General features: G+C 53.9%; 20 protein-coding genes and 3 pseudogenes. 8 read left to right on the top strand and 15 right to left on the bottom strand.

Annotated elements, in window-relative coordinates; genetic code table 11:
• The first annotated feature begins 218 nt into the window (after positions 1 to 218).
• Together fabA and fabB are read left to right on the top strand one after the other, a co-directional pair.
• A complete protein-coding gene (fabA, locus tag J4377_RS00850; RefSeq protein WP_038480285.1) occupies positions 219 to 734 on the top strand; it encodes a 3-hydroxyacyl-[acyl-carrier-protein] dehydratase FabA in 516 nt (171 codons plus the stop codon).
• A gap of 12 nt (positions 735 to 746) precedes the next feature.
• A complete protein-coding gene (fabB, locus tag J4377_RS00845; RefSeq protein ID WP_038480282.1) occupies positions 747 to 1,964 on the top strand; it encodes a beta-ketoacyl-ACP synthase I in 1,218 nt (405 codons plus the stop codon).
• An 86-nt stretch (positions 1,965 to 2,050) separates the two neighbouring features.
• Here fabB and J4377_RS00840 read toward each other — a convergent pair whose 3' ends face one another.
• The 4 genes from J4377_RS00840 to J4377_RS00825 all read right to left on the bottom strand — a co-directional run bounded on the left by J4377_RS00840 (position 2,051) and on the right by J4377_RS00825 (position 5,939).
• Positions 2,051 to 2,785, bottom strand: coding sequence for a 1-acyl-sn-glycerol-3-phosphate acyltransferase (locus tag J4377_RS00840; RefSeq protein ID WP_095604353.1), 735 nt, complete (start codon positions 2,783 to 2,785; stop codon positions 2,051 to 2,053).
• Positions 2,782 to 3,672 (bottom strand): sugar nucleotide-binding protein, encoded by an 891-nt coding sequence (locus tag J4377_RS00835; RefSeq protein WP_038480276.1) that lies wholly within the window; start codon positions 3,670 to 3,672, stop codon positions 2,782 to 2,784. The genes J4377_RS00840 and J4377_RS00835 overlap by 4 nt, the downstream gene beginning before the upstream one ends.
• A gap of 58 nt (positions 3,673 to 3,730) precedes the next feature.
• Positions 3,731 to 4,390: a single-stranded DNA-binding protein gene (locus J4377_RS00830; RefSeq protein ID WP_120385950.1), complete on the bottom strand. Its 660-nt coding sequence runs from the start codon at positions 4,388 to 4,390 to the stop codon at positions 3,731 to 3,733.
• A 169-nt stretch (positions 4,391 to 4,559) separates the two neighbouring features.
• Positions 4,560 to 5,939 carry an MFS transporter gene (locus J4377_RS00825; RefSeq protein WP_038486465.1) on the bottom strand — a complete coding sequence of 460 codons (1,380 nt, stop codon included), beginning with the start codon at positions 5,937 to 5,939 and terminating at the stop codon, positions 4,560 to 4,562.
• Between the two features lie 171 nt (positions 5,940 to 6,110).
• Here J4377_RS00825 and uvrA point away from each other — a divergent pair.
• Positions 6,111 to 8,959 (top strand): annotated as a pseudogene (gene uvrA / locus J4377_RS00820) (excinuclease ABC subunit UvrA).
• Positions 8,960 to 9,145: 186 nt separating this feature from the next.
• On the top strand, positions 9,146 to 9,886 hold the full coding sequence (locus J4377_RS00815) for a Crp/Fnr family transcriptional regulator (protein ID WP_038480266.1): 741 nt from the start codon (positions 9,146 to 9,148) through the stop codon (positions 9,884 to 9,886).
• A gap of 127 nt (positions 9,887 to 10,013) precedes the next feature.
• On the opposite strand, the gene J4377_RS00810 is transcribed toward J4377_RS00815, so the two are convergent.
• Together J4377_RS00810 and J4377_RS00805 are read right to left on the bottom strand one after the other, a co-directional pair.
• Complete coding sequence (locus J4377_RS00810) at positions 10,014 to 10,808, bottom strand: hypothetical protein (protein WP_038480263.1); 795 nt, start codon at positions 10,806 to 10,808, stop codon at positions 10,014 to 10,016.
• A gap of 59 nt (positions 10,809 to 10,867) precedes the next feature.
• The gene (locus J4377_RS00805) at positions 10,868 to 12,979 is read right to left on the bottom strand and encodes an adenosylcobalamin-dependent ribonucleoside-diphosphate reductase (RefSeq protein ID WP_120385953.1); all 2,112 of its coding nucleotides are present in this window, start codon (positions 12,977 to 12,979) and stop codon (positions 10,868 to 10,870) included.
• Positions 12,980 to 13,187: 208 nt separating this feature from the next.
• Between J4377_RS00805 and J4377_RS00800 the strand changes: the two genes are divergently transcribed.
• Complete coding sequence (locus tag J4377_RS00800; RefSeq protein ID WP_038486463.1) at positions 13,188 to 13,745, top strand: hypothetical protein; 558 nt, start codon at positions 13,188 to 13,190, stop codon at positions 13,743 to 13,745.
• Positions 13,746 to 13,754: 9 nt separating this feature from the next.
• Here the strand turns inward: J4377_RS00800 and J4377_RS00795 are convergent, their stop codons facing one another.
• The 9 genes and pseudogenes from J4377_RS00795 to J4377_RS00755 form a co-directional block, all read right to left on the bottom strand.
• Positions 13,755 to 15,002, bottom strand: a complete 1,248-nt coding sequence (locus J4377_RS00795) for a sensor domain-containing diguanylate cyclase (RefSeq protein WP_253486393.1) — start codon at positions 15,000 to 15,002, stop codon at positions 13,755 to 13,757.
• Positions 14,960 to 15,793 (bottom strand): GAF domain-containing protein, encoded by an 834-nt coding sequence (locus J4377_RS00790; RefSeq protein ID WP_253486392.1) that lies wholly within the window; start codon positions 15,791 to 15,793, stop codon positions 14,960 to 14,962. The genes J4377_RS00795 and J4377_RS00790 overlap by 43 nt, the downstream gene beginning before the upstream one ends.
• Positions 15,794 to 15,816: 23 nt before the next feature.
• Positions 15,817 to 16,487 (bottom strand): annotated as a pseudogene (locus J4377_RS00785) (flagellar motor protein MotB).
• A gap of 4 nt (positions 16,488 to 16,491) precedes the next feature.
• A complete protein-coding gene (locus J4377_RS00780; RefSeq protein ID WP_038480250.1) occupies positions 16,492 to 17,307 on the bottom strand; it encodes a motility protein A in 816 nt (271 codons plus the stop codon).
• 39 nt (positions 17,308 to 17,346) lie between these two features.
• Positions 17,347 to 18,048, bottom strand: a complete 702-nt coding sequence (locus J4377_RS00775; RefSeq protein WP_038480247.1) for an RNA polymerase sigma factor FliA — start codon at positions 18,046 to 18,048, stop codon at positions 17,347 to 17,349.
• Positions 18,049 to 18,074: 26 nt separating this feature from the next.
• Complete coding sequence (locus tag J4377_RS00770) at positions 18,075 to 18,503, bottom strand: flagellar protein FlhE (RefSeq protein ID WP_232482871.1); 429 nt, start codon at positions 18,501 to 18,503, stop codon at positions 18,075 to 18,077.
• A gap of 134 nt (positions 18,504 to 18,637) precedes the next feature.
• The gene (locus tag J4377_RS00765; protein WP_038480244.1) at positions 18,638 to 19,216 is read right to left on the bottom strand and encodes a hypothetical protein; all 579 of its coding nucleotides are present in this window, start codon (positions 19,214 to 19,216) and stop codon (positions 18,638 to 18,640) included.
• Complete coding sequence (locus J4377_RS00760) at positions 19,213 to 19,500, bottom strand: hypothetical protein (protein ID WP_253486391.1); 288 nt, start codon at positions 19,498 to 19,500, stop codon at positions 19,213 to 19,215. The genes J4377_RS00765 and J4377_RS00760 overlap by 4 nt, the downstream gene beginning before the upstream one ends.
• Entirely contained in the window at positions 19,488 to 19,682 is a 195-nt protein-coding gene (locus J4377_RS00755) for a hypothetical protein (protein ID WP_253486390.1), read from the bottom strand. Before J4377_RS00755 ends, J4377_RS00760 begins: the two co-directional genes overlap by 13 nt.
• Before the next feature lie 155 nt (positions 19,683 to 19,837).
• On the opposite strand from J4377_RS00755, the pseudogene J4377_RS00750 reads away from it, so the two are divergent.
• The 3 genes and pseudogenes from J4377_RS00750 to J4377_RS00740 all read left to right on the top strand — a co-directional run.
• A pseudogene (locus tag J4377_RS00750) lies at positions 19,838 to 20,002 on the top strand (phosphoenolpyruvate carboxykinase (ATP)); the annotation flags it as partial.
• A 140-nt stretch (positions 20,003 to 20,142) separates the two neighbouring features.
• On the top strand, positions 20,143 to 20,640 hold the full coding sequence (gene msrB, locus J4377_RS00745) for a peptide-methionine (R)-S-oxide reductase MsrB (RefSeq protein ID WP_038486050.1): 498 nt from the start codon (positions 20,143 to 20,145) through the stop codon (positions 20,638 to 20,640).
• 684 nt (positions 20,641 to 21,324) lie between these two features.
• A complete protein-coding gene (locus J4377_RS00740) occupies positions 21,325 to 23,700 on the top strand; it encodes a Tex family protein (protein ID WP_253485743.1) in 2,376 nt (791 codons plus the stop codon).
• Positions 23,701 to 23,804 lie beyond the last annotated feature (104 nt).

The following is a 23,804-nucleotide window of genomic DNA, read 5'->3' as shown; positions in this document are numbered from 1 at the left end:
CATGCCGCTTAACAAAAAAACATGGATACACCATATTACGTCAATAGGGCGTTTATTGTGCAGAATCGCGTATTTGAAATAACGAAATACTAACAACCTCTATCGGCTGACAGGTAAAAAGCTGTAGAGAAAACACGATAAGTGCCCAACAACGTGCATTCAGAGGTTTCGGGAAGTAGACTAGACCCAACTACCATCTTGATACTCGGAACGATTCAGTGACCAAGCAACATTCCTTTGATCGCGAAGAACTACTGGCCTGCTCGCGCGGCGAGCTATTTGGCCCAGGAAACGCACAGCTTCCGGCACCCAACATGCTGATGCTCGATCGCATCATGCACATTCACGAAGAAGGTGGTGTGCATGGTAAAGGCGAGCTAATTGCCGAACTGGACATCACTCCGGACCTGTGGTTTTTTGATTGTCACTTCCCCGGTGACCCAGTCATGCCAGGCTGTTTGGGGCTAGATGCCATGTGGCAGCTTGTGGGTTTCTACCTGGGTTGGCTTGGCCACCCAGGTCGTGGACGTGCACTGGGCTGTGGCGACGTTAAATTCAGCGGCCAGATTCTACCCGACGCGAAAAAAGTAACGTATCACATTAATGTGAAGCGCATTATTACCCGCCGACTTATTCTAGGCATCGCCGACGGCACTGTGTCCGTCGACGGACGCGATATATACCAGGCTAATGATTTGCGCGTTGGCCTATTCACCTCCACTGCGAATTTCTGACAGGAGGCTCCCATGCGACGAGTGGTAGTCACCGGCCTTGGCATCGTATCGTGCTTAGGCAACGACCAGCAACAGGTCTTAGACGCGCTCAAAAACGGGCGCAGCGGTATTCGTTTTAAGGAAGAGTACGCCGAACGCGGCTTCCGTAGCCATGTCGCGGGTAGCGTCGACATCGACCTTGATTCTCTCATTGACCGCAAACTTCGCCGATTTATGGGCGACGCGGCAGCGTATGCCTATGTATCTATGGCACAAGCCATTGAGGATTCGGGGCTCTCTGAAGAGCAGGTGTCCAACGAACGGACTGGGCTTATAGCCGGGTCTGGCGGGGCATCCAGTGCAAATCAGGTAGAAGCAGCCGATGTCATGCGCGAAAAAGGCCTACGCCGTGTAGGGCCATACCGTGTTACCCGCACGATGGGCAGCACCGTGTCAGCATGCTTGGCAACGCCATTTAAGATAAAAGGCGTTAATTTTTCTATCTCCTCCGCCTGCGCGACGTCTGCTCACTGCATTGGTAGTGCGATGGAACAAATCCAGCTTGGTAAGCAGGATATCGTGTTTGCCGGTGGTGGCGAAGAAGAGCACTGGACCCTTTCTTGCTTATTTGATGCGATGGGTGCCCTTTCAACTCATTACAACGATACGCCAGAGAAAGCCTCTCGCCCTTATGATCAAGCTCGCGATGGGTTTGTCATTGCTGGTGGCGGTGGCATGTTAGTGCTTGAAGAGCTGGAGCATGCTAAAGCCCGTGGCGCCAAGATATACGGCGAATTGGTTGGCTACGGCGCCACCTCCGACGGCCACGATATGGTTGCCCCTTCCGGGGAAGGTGCGACGCGTTGCATGCGTCAGGCCATGGCGACGGTTAAGGGTGATATTGATTATATTAACACCCACGGCACGTCTACACCGGTGGGCGATGTGGCTGAGCTGAAGGCGATCCGTGAGGTATTTGGCAATACCACACCTGCTATGAGCTCAACCAAGTCGCTTACCGGCCACTCGTTAGGCGCAACCGGCGTTCAAGAAGCAATTTATTCGCTGCTAATGATGCAAAATGACTTCGTCGCTGCCTCAGCTAATATCGAGAATCTTGATGAGCAGGCAGATGGGTTTGACATCGTTAGAGAGCGACGTGATGGCGTTACCATCGACCGAGTGCTCTCCAACAGCTTTGGGTTTGGCGGCACTAACGCTTGCTTGGTTTTTCAGCGCTTTAATGGCTAATTCCTAGTCATGCAGTGCATGTGCAATACGCTATAAAAACGGCGCCTTAAGGCGCCGTTTTTATGTTCATCTAAAGGTTGCTTAACTTAACGAGAAGTTGGCCGAGGCACCTCTGAAATCTCTTGCAACTGCCCTTCAATCCAGGCTTCAACATCCACCAGTACCTCATCGGGTGTACGGCCTGCAGTTTCTATAGGCGCACCAATACGAACCCGAAGCACGCCGGGGCGCTTTACCCAATGGCGACCAGGCCAGCGCTCACCAGCATTATGTGCCACTGGTAGCACCGGCACACCTGCTCGGCAGGCCACCACGCTACCACTCTTGTTGTAGCGCTTTCGAACCCCTGGGTCGACACGCGTTCCCTCTGGAAAAATAAGCACTGAAAGCCCCGTTCCCAGTCGCGCGACACCCTGCGTCAACACCTGCTTCATAGCGCGGGCAGGCTTCGAGCGATCCAGACTAATCGGCCGCAACAGACGTAATCCCCAACCAAAAATAGGCAGTCGCAATAACTCCTGCTTTAATACCGTGCAAACGGGCGGCTTCATCACCTGCAGAAATACCGTTTCCCACTCACATTGGTGGTTGGCCTGGATCACACAGGGGCCCGCCGGAATATTTTCTCGCCCCTGAATGTCGTATCGCACGCCACACGCAACTTTGAACCACGCCATCAAAAAATGGTTATAGAGGTTTAGCAAACGATAACGGGCAGCCAACGGCAAAAACGGTGCAATCGGCAAAAAAAGAACGCCAATCAACAGCATGGCAGAAAAATATCCCACATAAAAAACCAAGCTGCGAACCAGATTGATCAAGCCAACTCTCCTGTCCCTTCGCCCTGCTGTTGTTCCCGCCTCAAACACCACGCATCCAGCATTCGTCCTACCTCCAGCCGCCATGGCTTCTGGTGAACACCAAACACATCAAGAACACGGCGGCAATTAAGGACTCGCCGCAGCTTGGCATCATGGTGATGATTAAGTGCTTGTACTTCGCCAAGGGCGACACTTTCGCCGCGACCTTCCAGATGGGTTGCCAGTTGGGTGCGAACCATTGAGGTAAATGTAAACGCACTGACAGGCTCGGTGCCCGCTAAGTGGTAAGCCCCCCAAGCATCGGCCCCACAGACTTGCTGCTGCAGCATGCCTATCAACGCCATGGCGACAGCATCGGCAGACGTAGGGCAAAAAATGACATCCTCAGCGGCGCGAGCAGACTGTCCAATCATCAAGCTGTCGATTATTTCGTTTAGCCACGCATGGCTGCCTTCCAGCGCAAACAAGGGGCCTAAGCGAACAATGAGATGTCGGTGATACTCAGCACGAATACGATCGCCCGCTTGCACTAAGCGGCGCAGGCTCTCATCCCTGGGAGCAGGCACCACATGTTCATCGATGGGGATTTCAAAACCGTCTTCGTAAAGCTGGTCTGAAACACACCACACCAACGCAATGCCTTGTGCTTGGCATGCATCGACGCAGACATCAACGGCATCAGCGTGTGCCATTACATCGGCAGGTGCCATACTGAGCGGGTGCGCTAATGGGGGAATAATCACCGCATCAGGTGTTATCGCCTGGAGTTGAGCGGAGGTAATCGTAGTACCCTGCTCAATAACAAGCTCAGTATCCGTTCGACGACTGGCTTCTCGGGCTAATGCCAAACTTAAGCAGTGCCCCGCATCTAGTATCAGCAGCTTCAAGACAGAACCTCCCTCTCACCTAACCCCAGGAATGTGGCGAACTATTCAGTTCAGGCGGTCAGAACGGAATTTCGTCGTCAAAATCATCGAAGTTGCCTGGATCGGGGGCCCCATAATTGCTGTTTTGATTAGCCGGGGCTGGCTGGTTTTGCTGTGGCCCGCGAGCAGGCTGGGGCGCGCCGCCATAGTTACCTTGAGGAGCACCGCCCTGGGGAGGGTAACCACCCTGCTGTGGCATACCGCCACCCTGATGACCCTGAGGGGCCGCATGCTGAGGAGCTGAGTGCTGCGGTGCGGGTTGCTGCTGAGCCGGCGCACCTTGCGCAGGGTTATTTTGTGCGTAACCACCTTGAGGGGCTCCGCCACCCTGGAAATCGCCGCCACGGCTATCTAGCATCTGCATATCGTTGGCCACAATTTCCGTGCTGTAGCGATCTTGACCGTTTTGGTCTTGCCACTTACGGGTTTGTAGGCGACCTTCAATGTATACCTTAGAGCCCTTTTTCAGGTACTGCTGGGCAATCTCAGCGGTTTTATTGAACAACACAATGCGGTGCCACTCGGTACGCTCTTGGCGCTGTCCGCTTTGGCGGTCCATCCAGGTGTCAGACGTCGCCAAATTCAGGTTTGCTACCGCCGTTCCTGAGGGCGTAAAGCGTACTTCAGGGTCTTGGCCCAGGTTACCAATCAAGATGACTTTGTTAATACCGCGCGCCATAGGTCGCTCCTTTCAATAATCGGTCATATATCAATACCAGTGCCCTCAAGGGTATCACTGATACGGCTGACAGGCCTGAATGCCATGCAGCAAATGTGTGTAAAAGCTTCGCTATGTGTTTAAACCTGGAGGTGTAAACGCTTGCTGTACAAATGATCAGAGATGGTCGTTACGTCTTAGGTGGTGATAACAATCTCGTCAGCGCTGCTTGATCGAGTTCTTTGCGATTCACTTTCAGGTACATCAAGCGCTCCTCCGGCACCACCATTACATCTTCCACGCCCACGACATCAGCAAGATGTTCCATCAACAGATTTAATGCATCAGGCTGCGTATCGTGTAGTGCCACGACTTCACTGGAGAGAGGCGGTGGTGACGGCATACGCCACATCGCCAGCCACCACAGCAGCGCTAGCCCTGCACAGCCGAAGAACACCGCATCAAGCCCCCATAGATTCGACAACAAGCCACCCAGCGTGCCTCCTAAAAAAGCACCCAAAAACTGGCTGGTAGAGTACACCCCCATCGCGGTGCCTTTAGCACCCGCGGGCGCCAACTTACTGAGCATTGATGGCAGCGTGGCTTCGAGCAAGTTAAATCCTGTAAAAAAAACAAATAGCCATGCGAACAGCCAGCTCTCTTGGGAGAATGGCAGCCCCAGGCTGCCCAAGCTAATGACAATGGCGCCGATTGCCAGCAAGCATATTAATTTCATGCGCTGGTATTTCTCGGCCACGATCACCAGCGGCACCATAGCAATAAACGACAGCGCCATAATCGCTAGATAAGCCAGCCCGTGATACTCAATCGCGACGCCTGCATTTAATAGACGGAAAGGAACAGCAACAAAAATCGCCATTAACACCAGATGCAGCGAAAAAATCGACAGATCTAGCCGCCATAAATCGGGGCGCGTAATAACACTTTTAAACTGCTGGCGATCCATCCCCACATCGCGGTGGCGCAAACGGCGTGGTGCGGGCGGCACCCATCGCCAAAGCACCACTAAACCGACGAGCGTTAACAGCGCCGTAAACCAAAAAACGCCCGCTAGGCCCGCCCAAGCCGCCAGCCAGGGGCCAAGAACCATGGCAATCGCAAACGACACGCCAATGGAGAGCCCAATCGTGGCCATCGCCGCCGTCCGCACCTGCTCACGGGTTTGGTCGGCCAGTAGCGCCATAATCGCTGCAGCAACGGCACCACAGCCTTGCAGCGCGCGACCCAAAATAACCCCGCCAATGGAGTCTGCCATAGCAGCGACCACGCTTCCTACGGCAAAAATCAGTAAGCCCATGGCAATAACGCGCTTACGACCAATACGGTCTGACAGCAGCCCAAAGGGGATCTGTAGCGTTGCCTGAGTTAGTCCATAGACACCTAATGCGACACCAATTAACAATGGGGTAGCGCCACTTAAGGTGTCAGCGTAAAGCGCCAACACCGGCAGCACCATAAACAACCCCAGCATACGAGACGCATAAAGCCCGGCTAAGCCGCTGATTGCACGGCGTTCAGTGGCCAGCAGCAGTGCGGAAACCTTGCGCATAATACCCTTGTGGTCAATAAAGGGGCTGAACAGCCCGAGATAACCGTCCATTCTAGCGCTTTGTATCCACGCTGGAAACGCCAAGCGCTGACCCCATATCAATATGGAGCTTTGCCGGGAGGGGTACAGCAAACGTATAATTACACTTTTGCCACGCGATTCGAGGTGTTGATGGACAGCATTCTGGTCAGGGGTGCACGCACCCACAACCTCAAGCAGATCGATGTGGAGCTGCCCCGCGACAAACTTATCGTCATTACCGGTCTTTCCGGCTCAGGTAAGTCATCGCTGGCGTTCGATACGCTCTACGCTGAGGGGCAACGCCGCTATGTGGAGTCGCTTTCCACCTATGCGCGTCAGTTCCTTTCGATGATGGAAAAGCCCGATGTGGATCACATCGAAGGGCTTTCGCCTGCGATCTCTATTGAGCAGAAATCCACGTCCCACAACCCCCTCCTACCGTCGGCACGATTACCGAGATTTACGATTACCTGCGTCTACTGTTCGCCCGGGCAGGCACACCACGTTGTCCAGAGCACGGCGAGGAACTGGAAGCACAAACCATTTCCCAAATGGTCGACCAAGTCATGAACCTGGCCGAAGGCACCAAATTGATGCTGCTTGCACCGGTGGTGAAAGGTCGTAAAGGGGAGCACCTGCAACTGCTGGCAGAACTGCGGGCTCAAGGCTTCGTTCGGGTACAGATTGATGGTCAAGTGCTAGAACTTGACGATATTGCCCCGCTCGACAAGCGCAAGAAACACGATATCAGCGTGGTGGTTGACCGTTTTAAGGTGCGCGATGATATTGCCCAACGTCTAGCAGAATCGTTTGAAACCGCAATTAATCTCGCCGACGGCACGGCGATGATCCACTTTATGGATGGTGATCAGGAAGACCTTGCCTTTTCAGCACGCTTTGCCTGCCCGGTGTGTGGCTATTCGCTTTCTGAGCTTGAGCCGCGAATGTTTTCGTTCAACAACCCGGCGGGAGCTTGCCCCACCTGTGATGGCTTAGGCGTTCAGCAATATTTTGACCCCGACAAGTTGATTAGCCACCCAGAACTATCGCTAGCGGAAGGCGTGATTAAAGGTTGGGATCGGCGCAACATTTATTACTTTACCCAACTGCAGGCGCTGGCTAAACATTATCAGTTTGAGCTTGAAACGCCATGGATTGAGCTGGCAAGCCATGAGCGTGAGATTATTTTAAATGGCAGTGGCAGCGAACAGATTCCTTTTGTGTATGTGGGAGACCGTGGCCGCAAGGTAACGCGCGAGCATGCCTTTGAAGGCGTACTACCCAACATGCAGCGCCGCTATCGGGAAACCGAATCCAATATGGTGCGTGACGATCTGGCCAAGTATATCGCCGTGCAGCCCTGCGCCACTTGTGGCGGCTCGCGGCTGCGCAAAGAGTCACGCCATGTGTTTGTCGATGACCATAACATTGCCGATATTGTGCACTTACCTATCGGTGAGGCATGGCGCTACTTTGCCGAGCTTTCCCTACCGGGCCGCAAAGGCGAGATTGCCGATAAGATCGTTAACGAAATTCATGCCCGGCTAGAGTTTTTGGTTAACGTAGGGCTCGACTACCTGAACCTGGAGCGCAGTGCTGACACGCTCTCGGGGGGCGAAGCCCAGCGTATCCGTCTCGCCAGCCAAATTGGCGCGGGGCTGGTGGGCGTGATGTACATTCTGGACGAGCCCTCCATCGGCCTGCACCAGCGGGATAACGACCGTCTGTTGAAAACCCTAGAGCGCCTACGCGACCTGGGCAACACCGTGATCGTGGTTGAGCACGACGAAGACGCCATTCGCGCTGCGGACCATGTACTCGACATCGGTCCTGGTGCAGGTGTCCATGGTGGCGAAATTGTCGCTCAGGGCACGCCTCAAGACGTGATGGACAACCCCAATTCGCTGACCGGCCAGTACTTGTCGGGAACGCGGGAAATCGCTGTGCCCCCCTACCGCATTCCCGGCAATCCGGAAAAGCAGTTGGTGGTGCGCGGCGCTACGGGCAATAACCTGCAAAACGTCACGCTCAGCCTGCCACTGGGGCTGTTTATTGCCGTCACGGGGGTTTCCGGCTCGGGCAAGTCGACGCTGATCAACGGCACCCTGATGCCGATCGCGGCCCGCGAGCTTAACCGCGCCACTACCTTGACCCCGGCTCCCTATGAGAAGGTAGAGGGGCTTGATCAGCTCGATAAAGTGATCGATATTGACCAGAGTCCTATCGGTCGTACGCCGCGCTCAAACCCAGCTACCTATACCGGTATTTTCACCCCGATTCGTGAGCTGTTTGCGGGCACTCAGGAAGCGCGTTCGCGAGGCTACAAGCCAGGCCGGTTCAGCTTTAACGTTAAAGGCGGCCGCTGCGAAGCGTGCCAGGGCGAAGGCATGATCAAGGTAGAGATGCACTTCCTGCCAGATATTTATGTGCCCTGCGATGTGTGTAAAGGCAAACGCTACAACCGCGAAACGTTGGATATCCACTATAAAGGCAAAACGATTCACGAAGTGCTGGCCATGACGGTAGAGGACGCCCTGGAGTTCTTCAGCCCAGTGCCTGCTATCGCTCGTCGTTTGCAAACCCTGTTGGATGTAGGCCTCTCCTATATCCGCCTAGGGCAAAGTGCCACAACCCTTTCTGGCGGTGAAGCGCAGCGTGTCAAACTGGCCCGCGAGCTAGCCAAGCGTGACACGGGGAAAACGCTTTATATATTGGATGAGCCCACCACTGGCCTGCATTTTGAGGATATCCGCCAGCTACTCACGGTACTCCACCGCTTACGTGATCACGGCAATACCATTGTGGTGATCGAGCACAACCTGGATGTGATCAAAACGGCTGACTGGATTATTGATCTTGGCCCAGAAGGTGGCTCTGGCGGTGGACAAATTATTGCCGAAGGAACACCAGAACAGATTGCCAAGCAGAGCGTTTCCCATACAGGGCATTTCCTGGCACCGTTGTTAAAACGTGGTAATCGTGCCAAAAAAACCGCCTAGCGCCACTTCCAGGGTGGGTAACTCCCCCTGGAAAATGACAGCGATATGCCTGCCCCTCCCCAAGGACGACAAGAGAGCAGAAAAGACCAAGCAACATAGGACGGCCCTGTTTATATTGATTAACGTTTATATTGATCAACAACGCGGCCTGTTAATCGTTGCTAACCTTTTTAGGAGAAGGAAGCTGTGGATCAGGATAAAAGCTGCATTATTAGCCACTTCAGTCACTACTGCTCACTAACTGAAGCAGAAAAAGCGCTATTAATCGAGTTGGAAGAGAGTCCTACCGATATCAAAGCAGGGTCACTGCTGTGGGAAATTGACGCCCCCGCGAATGAGTTTTGCACCTTGCGCAGTGGCTGGGCTTACTCCTATCGACATTTAGAAAACGGCGATCGGCAAATTCTGGAAGTATTTTTGCCTGGCGATATTATCGGTTTGCGAGAGTTTGCGTTTTCCAGGCGGCTGGAAAACGTGCGCATGATTACTGACGGCGTGGTCTGCCATTTTCCCCATAAGCGCATGCTAGAGCTATTTCGTCAGTCACTAACGCTGACCTCGGTGATGTTTGCCATTGGCAGTCGCCATCAGGCGCTACTAACGGAACGGCTGGTCAACTTAGCGCGGCGTAGTGCTAGGCAAAAAATGGCCCACTTCCTCCATGAAATGTACCTACGCTTACGCCAGACTAATCATGACATCAGCGAACAGTTCCGTTTGCCACTTTCTCAAGAACAGCTAGCCGATATTCTAGGTTTGAGCCCGGTTCATGTGAGCCGAACCTTTAGCGCATTGAGTGAAGATGGCTTGGTGTTCCGTGACCGCCATAACGTCACTATTCCCGATTTAAAGGCGTTGGCTACCGAAGGGGAATTCGACGACTGCTATTTAACCGATAACGTCAGGCCGCTACTTGTTAGCGCCTGAGCCCTAACGCCTGAATCAACGGCAGATTATTCGTTCTTAAGCTTTTCTATCCTTAAAATAAGCAACGCCGCGTGGCTCTCTAGACCACGCGGCGTTGTTGGTTAGCGTTCTAGTGGGTTTGTCTGGCTTAGCCGCACTTAGACCAGCCGCAGCCTGCATAGCAGGTTGGGCAGCCATCCATCATAATAAGCTCACCGCGACACTCAGGACAGTTACCCACGGTTGCCGGGCCACTGCCTTCAGGCTTTTTTACGACGTTTTCTTGCTCAGCGGCACCGCCAATCGGCTCCACAGCGCTAACCGCTGAGCTGGTCTCTGGCTCGTCGACCGGTGGTTGCCAAGCATGGCCATGCTGCATGCGGTGCGCATAACGCTCTACCAACATTTCTACCGGTACTTGGTTACCATCCTGGTCCAAGAACCCGCGCCGATAAAGAATCTGCTGGATCGACCAGGCAATCGCCGCCACTTCGGAATCGTGGAACATTGGCTTGTTCCAACGGTTCATACCACAGCGCACTAACCCTTTATCCCACGCCACTTTACGCAGGTCAGCCACTGCCTGGGTGACATATCCCCCGCGCGCAGCAAGGGAAAGGCTACGCATCGTCGCCGTAATCCATTGGTGCTCGCTGGAAAGCTGTCCTGATGGGAAAAAGAACTCAACCGGGCGCTCAATGACCACACGTCGGCCACCCACCACGCCTTCCACGGGCATAAAAGAGACCAGCAGATAGACTTTTTTGCGACCTTCCGCCCCCACATAAGAGATCTTTTCGGATACCGCTTCTAGCGTTCCTTCTGGGCGCGAGGGAATCCTGACCGTCAGCGGGTCTTCTTCCGGAAGTTCAGGGGCAGGCGCTGCCTGCTCCTGCTGCTTGATACGGTAACCAACGATTTTTGAGGTAATTTCTACAGCCATGGTGTTCTCCACTTAGCAAAGGGTGTCGGGCGATGTTCGTAGCAAGGCGTAGCCCGCCCTTACCATTTGCCGTAGGTGCCCTCTTTTAAGGCATCAAACAGGTTGGCGGCGTTATGCTCTTCACCGTCGTAGACCACCGTTTCATCGCCGGCCAGTTCTAAGGTCTCGCCATTTTCCAGCTCAAACACGTAGGTGGTGTTTTTTAAATCATCTTCACGTACCAGAACGCCCTGAAACGCTTCTGGGTTGAAGCGGAATGTAGTGCAGCCTTTAAGGCGGCTCTCATACGCCTGTAGGTAGAGATCCTGGAATTTCTCAAACGGGAACTCTGTCGGCACGTTAACCGTTTTAGAGATTGCCGAGTCGATCCACTGCTGAGCGGCCGCCTGCACGGCCACATGCTGCTCAGGCGACACGGAGTCTGCGGTAATAAAGTAGTCGGGTAAATCGCTTTCCACCGCATCGGCGGCAATAAAGTGACGATAAGCGGCTAACTCGAACGAGACAACTTCAACCTGTTCTTTGGTTTTCTTACCCGATTGAATGATATTGCGGAAATAACGGTGCGAGAATGAGGGTTCAATGCCGTTGGAGGCGTTATTACCCATCGACAGCGAAATCGTGCCAGTGGGCGCAATAGAGCTATGGTGGGTGAACCGTGCACCATGTTCCGCCAACTGTGTGACCAACTCAGGATCGAGCTCAGCCACTTTCGCCATATACTGGCTATAGCGGGCATGTAGAATACGTCCTGGTACTTTATCACCCACTTCATAACCATCGGCAGCGAGTTGGGGGCGCTCACGCATCATTTTCGGTGTAATCGTATGCTCTTGCTCAAGCACAGGCGCCATGCCTTTCTCTTTAGACAGCTCTAGCGCTTGCTTCCAGCCTTCCAGCGCGAGGTGGCGGCTAACTTCTTCGGTAAAGGCCAGCGACGCTTGAGAGCCATAGGGAATTTTAAGCATGGTCATCGTTGAACCAAGCCCCAAAAAGCCCATGCCGTGGCGGCGCTTGGCTTCAATCTCACGCTGTTGCTGCGGCAGTGGCAAGCCAGCAATTTCCACTACGTTATCGAGCATGCGAGTGAAGATCGCTACCACCTTGCGATAGCGTTCCCAATCAAAGCGTGGCTTGTCGCTAAACGGCTCAATCACAAACTTGGTCAAGTTGACCGATCCCAGCAGACAAGCACCTTCTGGCGGCAGCGGCTGCTCACCACACGGGTTGGTCGCCCGGATATCTTCGCAGAACCAGTTGTTGTTCATGCGATTGACTTGATCAATCAGAATAAACCCAGGTTCAGCGTAGTCATAGGTCGAGGACATAATGGTGTCCCACAGCTCGCGCGCTTTAATGACTTCAACAACACGGCAAGCCACGCGGCCTTCATCATCGACCGTATAGCCCTCTTCAATGACGGGCCAGTCGCGATAAATCAAATCGCCCGCTTTTACATCGTCTTTTTCACCAGGGTGCAATGGAAACGCCAGCGGCCAGTCGGCGTTGTGCTTCACGGCTTCCATAAATTCGTCGGTAATCAACAGGCTAAGGTTGAACTGGCGCAGACGACCGGCTTCTCGCTTAGCTTGAATAAACTCACGAACATCAGGATGACCAACGTCGAAGGTGCCCATCTGAGCACCTCGGCGACCACCTGCGGATGCCACGGTGAAACACATCTTGTCGTAGATATCCATAAACGCCAGCGGCCCGTTAGTGCCAGCACCAGCGCCAAACACAAACGCTCCCTTATGGCGCAGCGTCGAAAAGTCGTAGCCAATACCGGCGCCAGACTTCAACGTCATGCCAGCATCAACGACGGAGTCGAGAATATCGCGCATAGAATCACGAATAGTGCGCGAAACTGTGCAGTTAATCAGGCTGACCGCAGGTTTGTAGGCTTCAGCGCCCGCATTGGAAAGGATTCGTCCGGCAGGAATAGCGCCGTTTTCTAACGCCCAGCGGAATTTTGGCAGCCATTCGTTAGCATTGTCACCTTCAACCGCCGCTAACGCTCGTGCGACACGCTCGAAGGTAGCACCCACATCCTGGTCAACAGGTTGGCTATGGCGATCTTTTAATCGATATTTAGCATCCCAGATATCTTTTGAGGGAACCTGTAGTGGGACGTCATTCGAAGTCTTCATAGCCTTTGCTGCGGTGCTCATGTCGCGAAACTCCTTCACAACGGGGTGAAATTAGCGCTCAAAACGGTGCGATTATACGTTCTGCGGTTATGAAGTATAGACTTGACTTTACACTATATGCGGCATTTTTCTTGTTAAAGACTACTACATATAGAAAAATCAGCGCGTTACCTTTTGCTTATCGTCAACAAACGATAGGCTAATGTTTTTCTTGTGCGATGCCACCCTTATGCCTACTTTAAAGCCTTTTGCGTTAGCGACCTTCAGCGCCATACTTTCCAGCACTGCGCTGCCTAGCATGGCAGCAACGTTCAATATTGATGCCGCGCAATCACACAATCATTGGCAGTCAATGGCGCTAACATTAGGCAGTGAGCAACACTTTCGTGCTGTGGAAACCCATAGCTATTCGGATGCCACCTTGAGTTTGAACGCGACTCAGGGTGTTTGCGACTTACCGTGGCTGGAAATGCGGGTCACGTTGGCTGAGCAACAAGGCGAAAGTCGCGCGGTTAACTTAGTGCCTACCAGGATCCGAGTGGATGACACACCGATCATCGATACCATGGCCGAGTTTATTACCGAGCGAGGCGATGATGGGTTTTATGCGCACTTCTACCTGAGCGACCTGCAAACATTAATGGCGCAAATGAGCCAAGGAGAACAGCTGTTTATCGGTTTCGATCAACAAGATAGTGAGCCTTGGTATATGACCTTTAGTCTTGATGGTGCTGATGACGCCATAGCGAGAATACAGCGCTTATGCGGCCGCGCCGACGACCAATGATGCCGCGTATCACTGCACGCTTTTTTCGGCGATTTCAACGCGGTTACGCCCATTACGTTTAGCTCGGTACATCGCAGCATCGGCCCGGGCGATAATGGTTTTGCAGCTATCATCGGGCTGCCATACTGCGACACCAATGCTGACCGTTATCGCTTGGCCCAAGCCCTTCACCTGTAGCGTTGCCACTAAACCACGCAAGCGTTCAGCAAGCCCTTCTGCGGCCTCCATACTGGAGTGGGTCGCCAATACCACAAACTCTTCCCCTCCCCAGCGCCCCAAATGATCACAGCCCCGCAGTGAGCTTTCCACCATGCGTGCTAGCGAAATCAGCACATCATCGCCCACGCTATGGCCGAGGGTGTCATTGATCTGTTTAAAATAGTCGACGTCAAATAACAACAGCGCGAAAGCCGCCCCATAGCGTTTTGCTGCTACCAGCTCTGCATCAATAGCCTGCTCGATGCGGTAGCGGTTCCACACCTGGGTAAGTGGGTCAAAATGTGCCAACTGTTCTAACCGTTGATTCGCTTCTGCCAGCGCTTTACGCTCGCGCTCCAGGTGCATATTGAGCGTGCTGATCTCATAAGCCGAAATGGCCAGCGTCAAATCTTCCCCCAGATCAATCGCGGCTAGCCGCTCAACCCGTTGCCAGGCTTCGCTTTTTCCTGTGACCTCCTCGCACCACGCGTCAGAAGGCGACATCATCATAGGCGGTAGTGATGCAGAAGAGGGCTGCATCGCCCAATAGAGCGTCTCCACTTGTTCAGGGCGAAAAAACATCAGCCAGCCGCGCTGAACAGGGTTAGTAGGCAGCGGCACGGCGAGCACACCACTCTGCTCTAACATGTCTAAAGAGGACGTTAGCGGCTCTTTGGCTGTCTCTTGGGTACACCATGGCCCACTATGGATATGGGCTTTTTCAATTCGTGTGACCAACTGGCTGATCGTTTCTGGCTTGGGCGTATTGCCTGATTGATAGATACTGCCTTTCACCCATAACACAACGCCATTGGCACGGAAGAGCGACTTCCATGTCTCGGCATGCTCCGTAAACAGCTGATAAGGCCCCTGAGGCTTTAAGCGATTATTGCTTGAAAGCACCAGGCTATCTTGTACACGCTGCAAATAGCGCGCTTCTTGGCGAGCTCTCAGCAGTAACAGCCGCTGCGTAGCCATTTGCACCAAGGTACGTACCGCATCTCGTACGGGCGGCGCTACAGGGTAAGCCGCTGCCGAGTGGCAGAATAGCAGCCCCAAAGGCCGGTATCTCCCTGCATCGCCACGCTTAGTGCACCGCGTACGCCAAGTCGTTGTAAGTACTGTTGCCGCTCAGGGGCCGGAGCGCGCAAGAAGCAATCACTTACATCTACCGCCACACTCGTCGGCAGTAAGTGCTCACAGGGTGCTGCGACATCCTGGATCAGCCGCACCGGATGGCGCTCATAGGCGCGCCGTAGTGCGATAGGGAAGTCCTTGGCGGGAAAGCGTTGCCCTAACAAGGCAGGTAAACGAACTACCGGCAACTCGGTATCGGGCTGAACGCGCCCCTTAGCTAACGACTCGGCCACGATTAACCCATGCCAATCACTATCGAAATGGCATACAGATACCCGGTCATGCCCAGTTAATTCTTGAACGGCTATCACCAGATAATCAAGCAGTTCTTCTTGATGTGTCGCTTCCGCTAAACGCATCAGGCGTTCGTTCACCGTGCCAAGTAGACGCTGCTTACCGAGGGTATGAAGGGGCTCTATCTCAACTAACACATGCGCACCGGCACGGTAAGCATGTAACTGGAAACGGTTTGATCGAGCGGGACACTTAAAGGTGAGCGGCCCCGGCAAACGCTGCTGACCTTGTAGCTCGTAGCGTACGCGCTGGCTTAAGCGCTTGCCTAGAACGCTGGAGAGCGTTGGGAGACACCCCTCACGAAGGCTTATTCTCAGCAATTCAACAAAGTTGCTACTAAACGCCTGTATGCGCCGGCAGTCAGCATCGAGCACCAGTAATGCACCGAACGACTGTAGTAGCGAGTGATGCTTCAACACAGAGATGGCCTCAAGAAATCTCTTTACCCCTCAGTCTGCTGCCTTAGCAACAGTTCAACGCGCCGGTTGGCAGATCTACCTTCCGGTGTTGCGTTACTTTCCATGGGTTGGGTATCGGCGTAACCGACTGCCCGCATACGTGAAATAGCAACTCCCTGGCGCTCAAGATGCCGGACCACCGCAATGGCGCGCCCTACCGAGAGATCCCAATTTGAGGGGAAGCGAGAGGTAGCAATGGGAACATTATCCGTATGCCCTTCTACTGAAATTTGACCCTCAAAGGATGCTAACACTGCCAGAAGGCTTTCTAACACATCTTGCCCCTGGGGCGTTAGTACGGCGTCACCGCTAGGGAAAAGCAAGCTGTCGTCGATACGCAGCGTAACACCTTCTTCACCTTGAGAGACACTAACCCCTGGGATATTAAGCTCCGTCATTCGCGGCTTTAGCCCGCTGTGACGTGGATGAATACCGGTTGCTAAGCTGGCCAACGGAAGCGAGGTGATAGCACTTGCAGAACGCATTCTATCGCGATCAAAGGCTTCCCCTCCCCCGGCGGGGTCAATGCAAGCAGTAAGACAAACAGCGTGATTAACAGCGTTAATACGTCTAAATAGCTCGTTAGCCAACCTTCATCGCCCTCCCCTGACACAGTGGGCAATTCCAGTGCGTGCCGTGAATCACGATCTAGCATAGCGCTATCCTTTTGCCGCAGAACTAACTGTTGGCCGCGGTTTTACAGAGGCATCACGGATCTCGTCATGATAATTAGCCACAAAGGAGTTGAGCGTTTCTTCAATAAAAGAAGGCAGCCGCCGTTTAGTAATTAGCGAAATGCCCTCCAGCACCATGTTCATGGTGATAAGTCGCTCTTCCGTGCGCCGCTCTAGCTTGACGGCAATCGGTTTGAACACCAGGTTGGCGAGCAGAATACCGTAGAACGTTGTCAGCAGAGCCACCGCCATGCGCGGGCCAATAACGTCAAGGTCACCTGCATCCATCACTTCCAGCATATTGACCAGCCCCACCAAGGTGCCAATCATGCCAAACGCGGGCGCATAGGTGGCCATGGTACGAAATATCTGCGCCTCAGCATGCTCCCGCGCCTTTAATCGTGCGATTCGCCAGCGCAGCATATCGAAAATTTCGTCCTCTTTCGTGTTAGCAATCACCAGTTGAATCCCGGTGCGCAAAAAGGGGTTACGGGTATGCTCTAGCTCCTTCTCAACCGCCCTGACATCGCCTTTGAACCACAGCCGTGCCATGGAAACCAGTTCGTTGATATCATCTCGCACATAGGTGTTTTCACGCCGAAACACCAACCCCACCAGGCGCACCACGCGTAGCACTTCTTTCAGCGGATAACTAATAAAGGTAGCCGCCAAGGTGCCCGTCACCACAATGGCTAGCCCCGGCAAGTTGATAAAGCTTTCTGGCGACTCTGCAGTAAAAAACAGCACGCTTACCAGCAAAAGCATGCTGGCAAAAATACCGATCAGCGTAGATGGGTTCATCAACGGCTCCTCGCCGGTTATTCGTGATTGATAGTAGCGTTAGGTGGTGTCATATAAGCGAGCGCGAAGCCTGCTAATCGCTTGGCTGTGAAGCTGGGAGACACGGGATTCAGTCACACCCAGCACCGCCCCGACTTCTTTAAGGTTCAGCTCTTCTTGGTAATACAACGCCATCAGTAGTTTTTCACGTTCAGGTAAGGCATCGATCGCATCAATTAACGACTGACGCTGCTGTTTATCTAACAACTGTTCGAAGGGCAGGTTAGTGGCTTCCTCTTTCGCAGACTCGGCCCCTTCGGCCACCAGCTCTTCAAAGGGCAACAACTGGCCACTGTTCGTATCGTTGAGCAATTGCTGATACTCACTAAGCGGCATATCCAGGTCACGCGCGATTTCACCCTCTTCCGGCGGGCGCCCTAACTGCTGCTCAAGACGACGCACCGCATCATCCACAGCTCTGGCAGAGCGGCGTACACTACGCGGCAACCAGTCACGTGTTCGCAGCTCATCCATCATGGCACCGCGAATACGCTGACTTGCAAACGTGGCGAACGTTGCCCCCTGGGTCGCATCAAAACGCCCTAGTGCCTCTAATAAGCCCACCATGCCGGCTTGAATAAGATCATCCAACTCAATACTTGCGGGTAGTCTTACCTGCAGCGTTAAGGCCTGACGTCTTACCAGTGGCATGTATTGGGTTAACAGCTCGCTCTGTTTAATCCTGCCTTGTGCTGTATACATCCTCGTGCCTCACGGCTGAACTCTGTTCACTGGTAATTCACAATCACTTGTAGTTCCTGCACCCGTACCGGGCGCTGGCCCGGCGTCAACGCAAAACGAAAGTACAGCGGCCCACTGACCTGTTTACCGGCTAACGCAGTGGTTGAACCTCGCATAGCAGTCAAAGGAACACACTGCTCAGGGTGGCATAGCCACGCATTAACCGGCGCATTAACCGGCATTTGAAAACGCCAATGAATACGCTCTATCGCAGCATGCTCTACCTGCGCCCCTGCCGGTGGTTGAATGGGCTGGCTGCTGACAGCTCGGTCACTCATCGCGACCAGTACGCTAGGCACCTCACTACTCCAACTGCCCGTAGCGGCATAAACACTCATGGTGATGGCGCTTAGCGCCACCATCAACACGGTTTTGAAGTTATCAACCTTGAAGCTAGCGATCTCAAAATAGTCCATTATGTTAAAACTATGTGCGTAACTATCGTGTTGTAATAACGCTTCTTGAAACCAGCGAGAATAGACATTGTTATTCCTTATAGGGGCGCTTGATAGCCACTGTTAAAGCACGGCCACATGGCGTCAGGCTAGCGTCATCGCGCCAGCAGTAAAAGCTCTATATCCAAGTAATAGCTGGCTGCTTCGCGCAGGTTATCGAGCAGACCTCTGCGCGGCAAGTTTGGCTCGTGCAGTGCTAACAGCTGCCTAGGGCCACCGTTCTCCTGCACTTGCCGAAGCGAGCGATACATCTGTGCGAAAGCATCGGCATCGCTATTAATCCATAGCGCCCAACGCGGAAAGCGCTCTTTCAGTTGGCCAAGATTAGCGGCATCCGCATTGACGATGTGAATATCCCAATCATCCGGGTCGCCAGCCCAACGTCGCCCCAGCACAGACCATTGGGCTAGGCGCCCTTTTACTCTTGCCACCTGCTGATCGCCACCGTTAGGCATACCGATCACGATAAGCGGCTTTTGCGGCACCGAGGGCGGTGCAGTGGTTTGCGTTTGGGCAGCAGTTGGCGGCACCGTCAAAGAGTCGGTCATAGCGGTCAGTGACTCAGCCGTAAGTTCGTCTCCCGTGGGGTCACTTTCAACTGACTCTGCTTGGCGCTGCTGGCGCTGTAAATCTGCCCACTTGCGCAGGCCCGCTGCCTGATCCTGGGCACTCATACCAGCCCCTCACGGCTAACGCTGCTGAGTTGACGAATGGCGTCACGGGCCATAAACGCGTGAACAAGCGCATCTAGCATCGCCGTGTCGCGCCGCTTACGCGTGGTGCCCAATAACCTTAGCAAATCGGAACGCAGTGCTATCGCAGCGTCATCATTGGCGATATCTAAGTGTCCCGCTGCTGCGGCGATACCGCTGGCCATCAATAAGCGAACCTCCGTGCTTACTTCGCCATCATCCGCATCTTTCAACTGCTGCCAAGCGCGTTTGGTTAGGCTAGACACCCTTCGCTTTGCAGTTGGATAACCAGAAGCGAACGCACATCTGCACCTAATCGGGCAGGCGTTAACCAGTAGCGGCGCGCGATGCGTTTGCCATTTTCTGGATCGCGAACTTCACCAACCCATGCCAACAGCGGTGTACCAGCGGCGTCCTCTACAGCAATATGGGTATGCCACAGCTGCACTGTTTGCCCACGAAAACGCAGATCAGTGTGATCTGTGAGCGGGCTATCTGTGACAGCTGGCGCAGGACATAACGCTCGCCCTGACAGTATCCCGCTGAGTGGCAGCTACTAGCGTGATCCAGGTCAAGTGTTGGGCTTCTAGCCACGCTAACGTAGTGCCGGGTGTCGACTCTAGCCTGCTCAATCCTCGCGAAACGTGGGCTGACCAAGATGCCTACGATCGTCACCTGCAAGATCTTGCCACCAAATTCGTTGATAACTTTAAGAAGTTTGAAGGTGTTAACGAGGCAATTATCAAGGCAGGTCCGCAGTTAACCTGATATGTACGATAGGGTAAAGGTTGTCAAACGTTTGAATAACTAATCGAACGTTTAGGCAGTCAAGTAGTCAAAACGGGACGGTGCTAAGGCGCCGTCCCGTTTTTGTGTCTATGTCCTTGACGTGTTAAAGGGGTGCGCAAATGAAGCGTCGTCACTTTTTGGGTCTTGCGGGGCTAACGGGATTGGCAGGTGTTCTTCCTGGCGTCTCGTTTGGCTTTCCGCGATTAGACCTTAAAGCAGCTCCTGGCCTTGAAAAGCTTGAATTAAGCGAAGACGAATGGCGTGAACGCCTGACTGATGAAGCCTTTTACGTGCTCCGCGAAGAGGGAACTGAGCGCGCCTTTTCAAGCCCACTGGACGGAGAGGTTGGGGAAGGTGAGTACCGCTGTGCTGGGTGCGATCTTGTACTTTTCACCAGCGCGATGAAGTATGACTCTGGCACCGGTTGGCCCAGTTTTTTCGAGCATGTTGAGGGCCATTTGTTAAGCAAGTTGGATTTCAAACTGGTGTGGCCACGCACAGAATATCACTGCGCGCGCTGCGGCGGTCATCAAGGTCATGTCTTTGGTGATGGTCCAGAGCCTACCGGCTTGCGCTGGTGCAACAACGGTGTAGCACTGCGGTTTGTGCCTGCATAAAACACTATCCGCGGGTGCCTCGTTTGCTCGTCCCTCGCAAGACTCGTTACACCGCGCTACAGGGATGCAACCATTGAGCTCAGTGGGATTGTAGCGCGTGGTAAGCGAAGCGCACCCGCGAGGGTAGTGCGAAGGCTGGAGTTGATCATGTGCCCATGGAGTGTCGCGGGTGCCTCGCTTGCTCGTCCCTCGCAAGACTCGTTACACCGCGCTACAGGGACGCAAACATTGAGCTCAGTGGGATTGTAGCGCGTGGTAAGCGAAGCGCACCCGCGAGGGTAGTGCGAAGGCTGGAGTTGATCATGTGCCCATGGAGTGTCGCGGGTGCCTCGCTTGCTCGTCCCTCGCAAGACTCGTTACACCGCGCTACAGGGACGCAAACATTGAGCTCAGTGGGATTGTAGCGCGTGGTAAGCGAAGCGCACCCGCGAGGGTAGTGCGAAGCGGTGCTGGAGTTGATCATGTGCCCATGGAGTGTCGCGGGTGCCTCGTTTGCTCGTCCCTCGCAAGACTCGTTACACCGCGCTACAGGGATGCAGCCATTGAACTCAGTGGTGTTGTAGCGCGTGGTAAGCGAAGCGCACCCGCGAGGGCAGCTTCCCCATCGTGGCCAATTCATGCCAGCATCGTGCGATTGTGGTACCTTGTCGGCACCTCGAATGCTGCATGAGTTAGTTGCACGTTATGGATGTCAAACAACGCATTATTTCACGCTTAGCCACTGAGCTAAACGTACGGCCTGAACAGGTCTCCGCAACGGTAGAGCTTCTGGATGGTGGCGCTACCGTGCCGTTTATTGCTCGTTATCGTAAAGAGGTAACGGGTGCCCTCGATGATATTCAGCTGCGCCAACTGGATGAGCGCCTGCGCTATTTGCGCGAGCTGGAAGAGCGCCGTGAAGCCGTACTAGCGGCTATCGATGAGCAAGGCAAGCTGGATGCCACGCTAAAAGCAACGATTCAGGCAGCTGAGACGAAGCAGCGCCTAGAAGACTTATACCTACCGTTTAAGAAAAAGCGCCGCACGAAAGCTCAAATTGCCCGTGAAGCGGGCCTAGAGCCACTGGCTGATGCCCTGTTGGCCAATCCGCAGCTTAATCCCGAAAGCGAAGCAGCGCAGTACCTGCGCCCTGCAGAAGGCGATATTCCAGCCATTGAAGATGCCAAAGCCGCCCTTGATGGTGCTAAGCAAATTCTCATGGAACGCTTCGCCGAAGACCCTGAACTTATTGGCCGATTGCGTGAACGGTTATGGCAAGAGGGCGAACTAAGTGCCCGCGTGCTAGATGGCAAGCAGCAGGAGGGCGCAAAGTTCTCTGACTACTTCGAACATGACGAGAAACTTGCCAAGGTGCCATCTCACCGTGCGCTGGCTATGTTCCGTGGTCGCAACGAAGGCATTCTAAGTCTGGCGATTCGTCTGCCTGGCGAAGAGGACGCGCCAATTCATCCGGCCCAGGTCGCTATTGCCAAACAAGTGGGTATTAGCGATGAAGGCCGCCCCGCCGACAAATGGTTGAGCGAAGTAGTGCGTTGGACGTGGCGTGTGAAGCTCTATACCGCGCTTGAAACCGAGTTGTTGGGTCGCCTGCGCGAGCAGGCAGAGTTGACTGCTATCGAGGTGTTTGCCGCCAACCTGAAAGACCTTTTGCTGGCAGCGCCTGCAGGGCAAAAAGTGACTCTCGCGATTGACCCGGGTCTAAGAACCGGCTGCAAGGTTGCGGTGGTGGATGCTACCGGTCAATTTATCGACCAAGCGACGATTTACCCCCATGCGCCGCAGAATCGCTGGGACGAATCGCTCAATGTGCTCGCTAAGCTGGTTAAACAGCACGGCGTTCAACTCGTTGCCGTTGGCAATGGCACCGCCAGTCGTGAAACCGACAAGCTGGCAGGTGATCTGCTGAAGGCGTTAGCACCCGAGCATCGTTTAAGTAAAGTCATGGTGTCTGAGGCTGGTGCGTCGGTTTACTCCGCGTCGGAATACGCTTCCCGCGAGCTGCCGGATCTTGATGTCACTGTGCGCGGTGCTGTCTCTATTGCTCGCCGCCTGCAAGACCCGCTTGCAGAGCTGGTGAAAATCGAGCCGAAATCTATCGGTGTTGGTCAGTATCAGCACGATGTCTCCCAGGTGCAGCTGTCACGTAGTCTAGAAGTCGTGATAGAAGACTGCGTTAACGCCGTCGGTGTGGATCTCAATACGGCATCTAGCGCATTGCTTTCACGTGTTGCTGGGCTAAGTGCTGCCATTGCTGAAAATATTGTTGCCCAACGCAACGTTCAAGGTGCCTTCAAGAGCCGTAAAGAGCTGTTAGAAGTTAGCCGCCTTGGACCAAAGACGTTTGAGCAGTGTGCTGGTTTTTTACGCATTAGCAACGCCGAAAATCCGCTGGATGCCAGTGCTGTTCACCCAGAGGCTTATACGCTGGTAGAGCGTATTGCCAAGCAGAATAGTCGAGATATAAAAGGCCTGATTGGTGATAGTGCAACGCTAAAAGCACTGAAGCCCGCTGACTTCGCTGATGAGCGTTTTGGTGTTCCTACCGTCAGCGATATTCTCAAAGAGCTGGATAAGCCAGGACGCGACCCGCGCCCTGAGTTTAAGGCGGCTGAATTCCGTGAAGGCGTCGAAACACTCAAAGACCTGAAGCTGGGCATGGTGCTGGAAGGTACCGTCACCAACGTGACCCACTTCGGTGCCTTTGTAGATATTGGCGTTCATCAAGACGGGCTCGTGCATATTTCAGCGCTCTCTGACCGCTTTATCGATGACCCCCGCAGTGTAGTCAAAGCAGGCGATATCGTTACCGTTAAGGTGATGAGCGTGGATATCCCCCGCAAGCGGGTAGGGCTTTCAATGCGTTTGGATGATGAGCCAGAACAGGCGCAAGCCGCTGCAAACTCCACTAACGACGAGTCTCGTAAGCCTGCACGTAGCCAGCGGTCGGCTAGTTCTGGACAGAATGGTCGTGGTCAACGCCAGGGAGGAAAGTCCAGCGAAGCAGCGGCACCAATGGGCGCGCTCGGCGCAGCACTGCTTAAAGCAAAGCAGGGCAAATAGTCGCGCGTCTTGAATATTTAATGGTTGCCGCCATATCCTGCTGTCTATTCTCGGTAAAAAAACGTGATAAACCGCATGGCGATGCCAGCTGATTTCAACAAGGC

This window comes from Halomonas sp. XH26, assembly GCF_024138895.1.
GTDB lineage: Bacteria > Pseudomonadota > Gammaproteobacteria > Pseudomonadales > Halomonadaceae > Vreelandella > Vreelandella alkaliphila.
The sequence above is the reverse complement of the archived record's forward strand: the minus strand, read 5'-3'. Positions and strand labels throughout refer to the sequence as shown.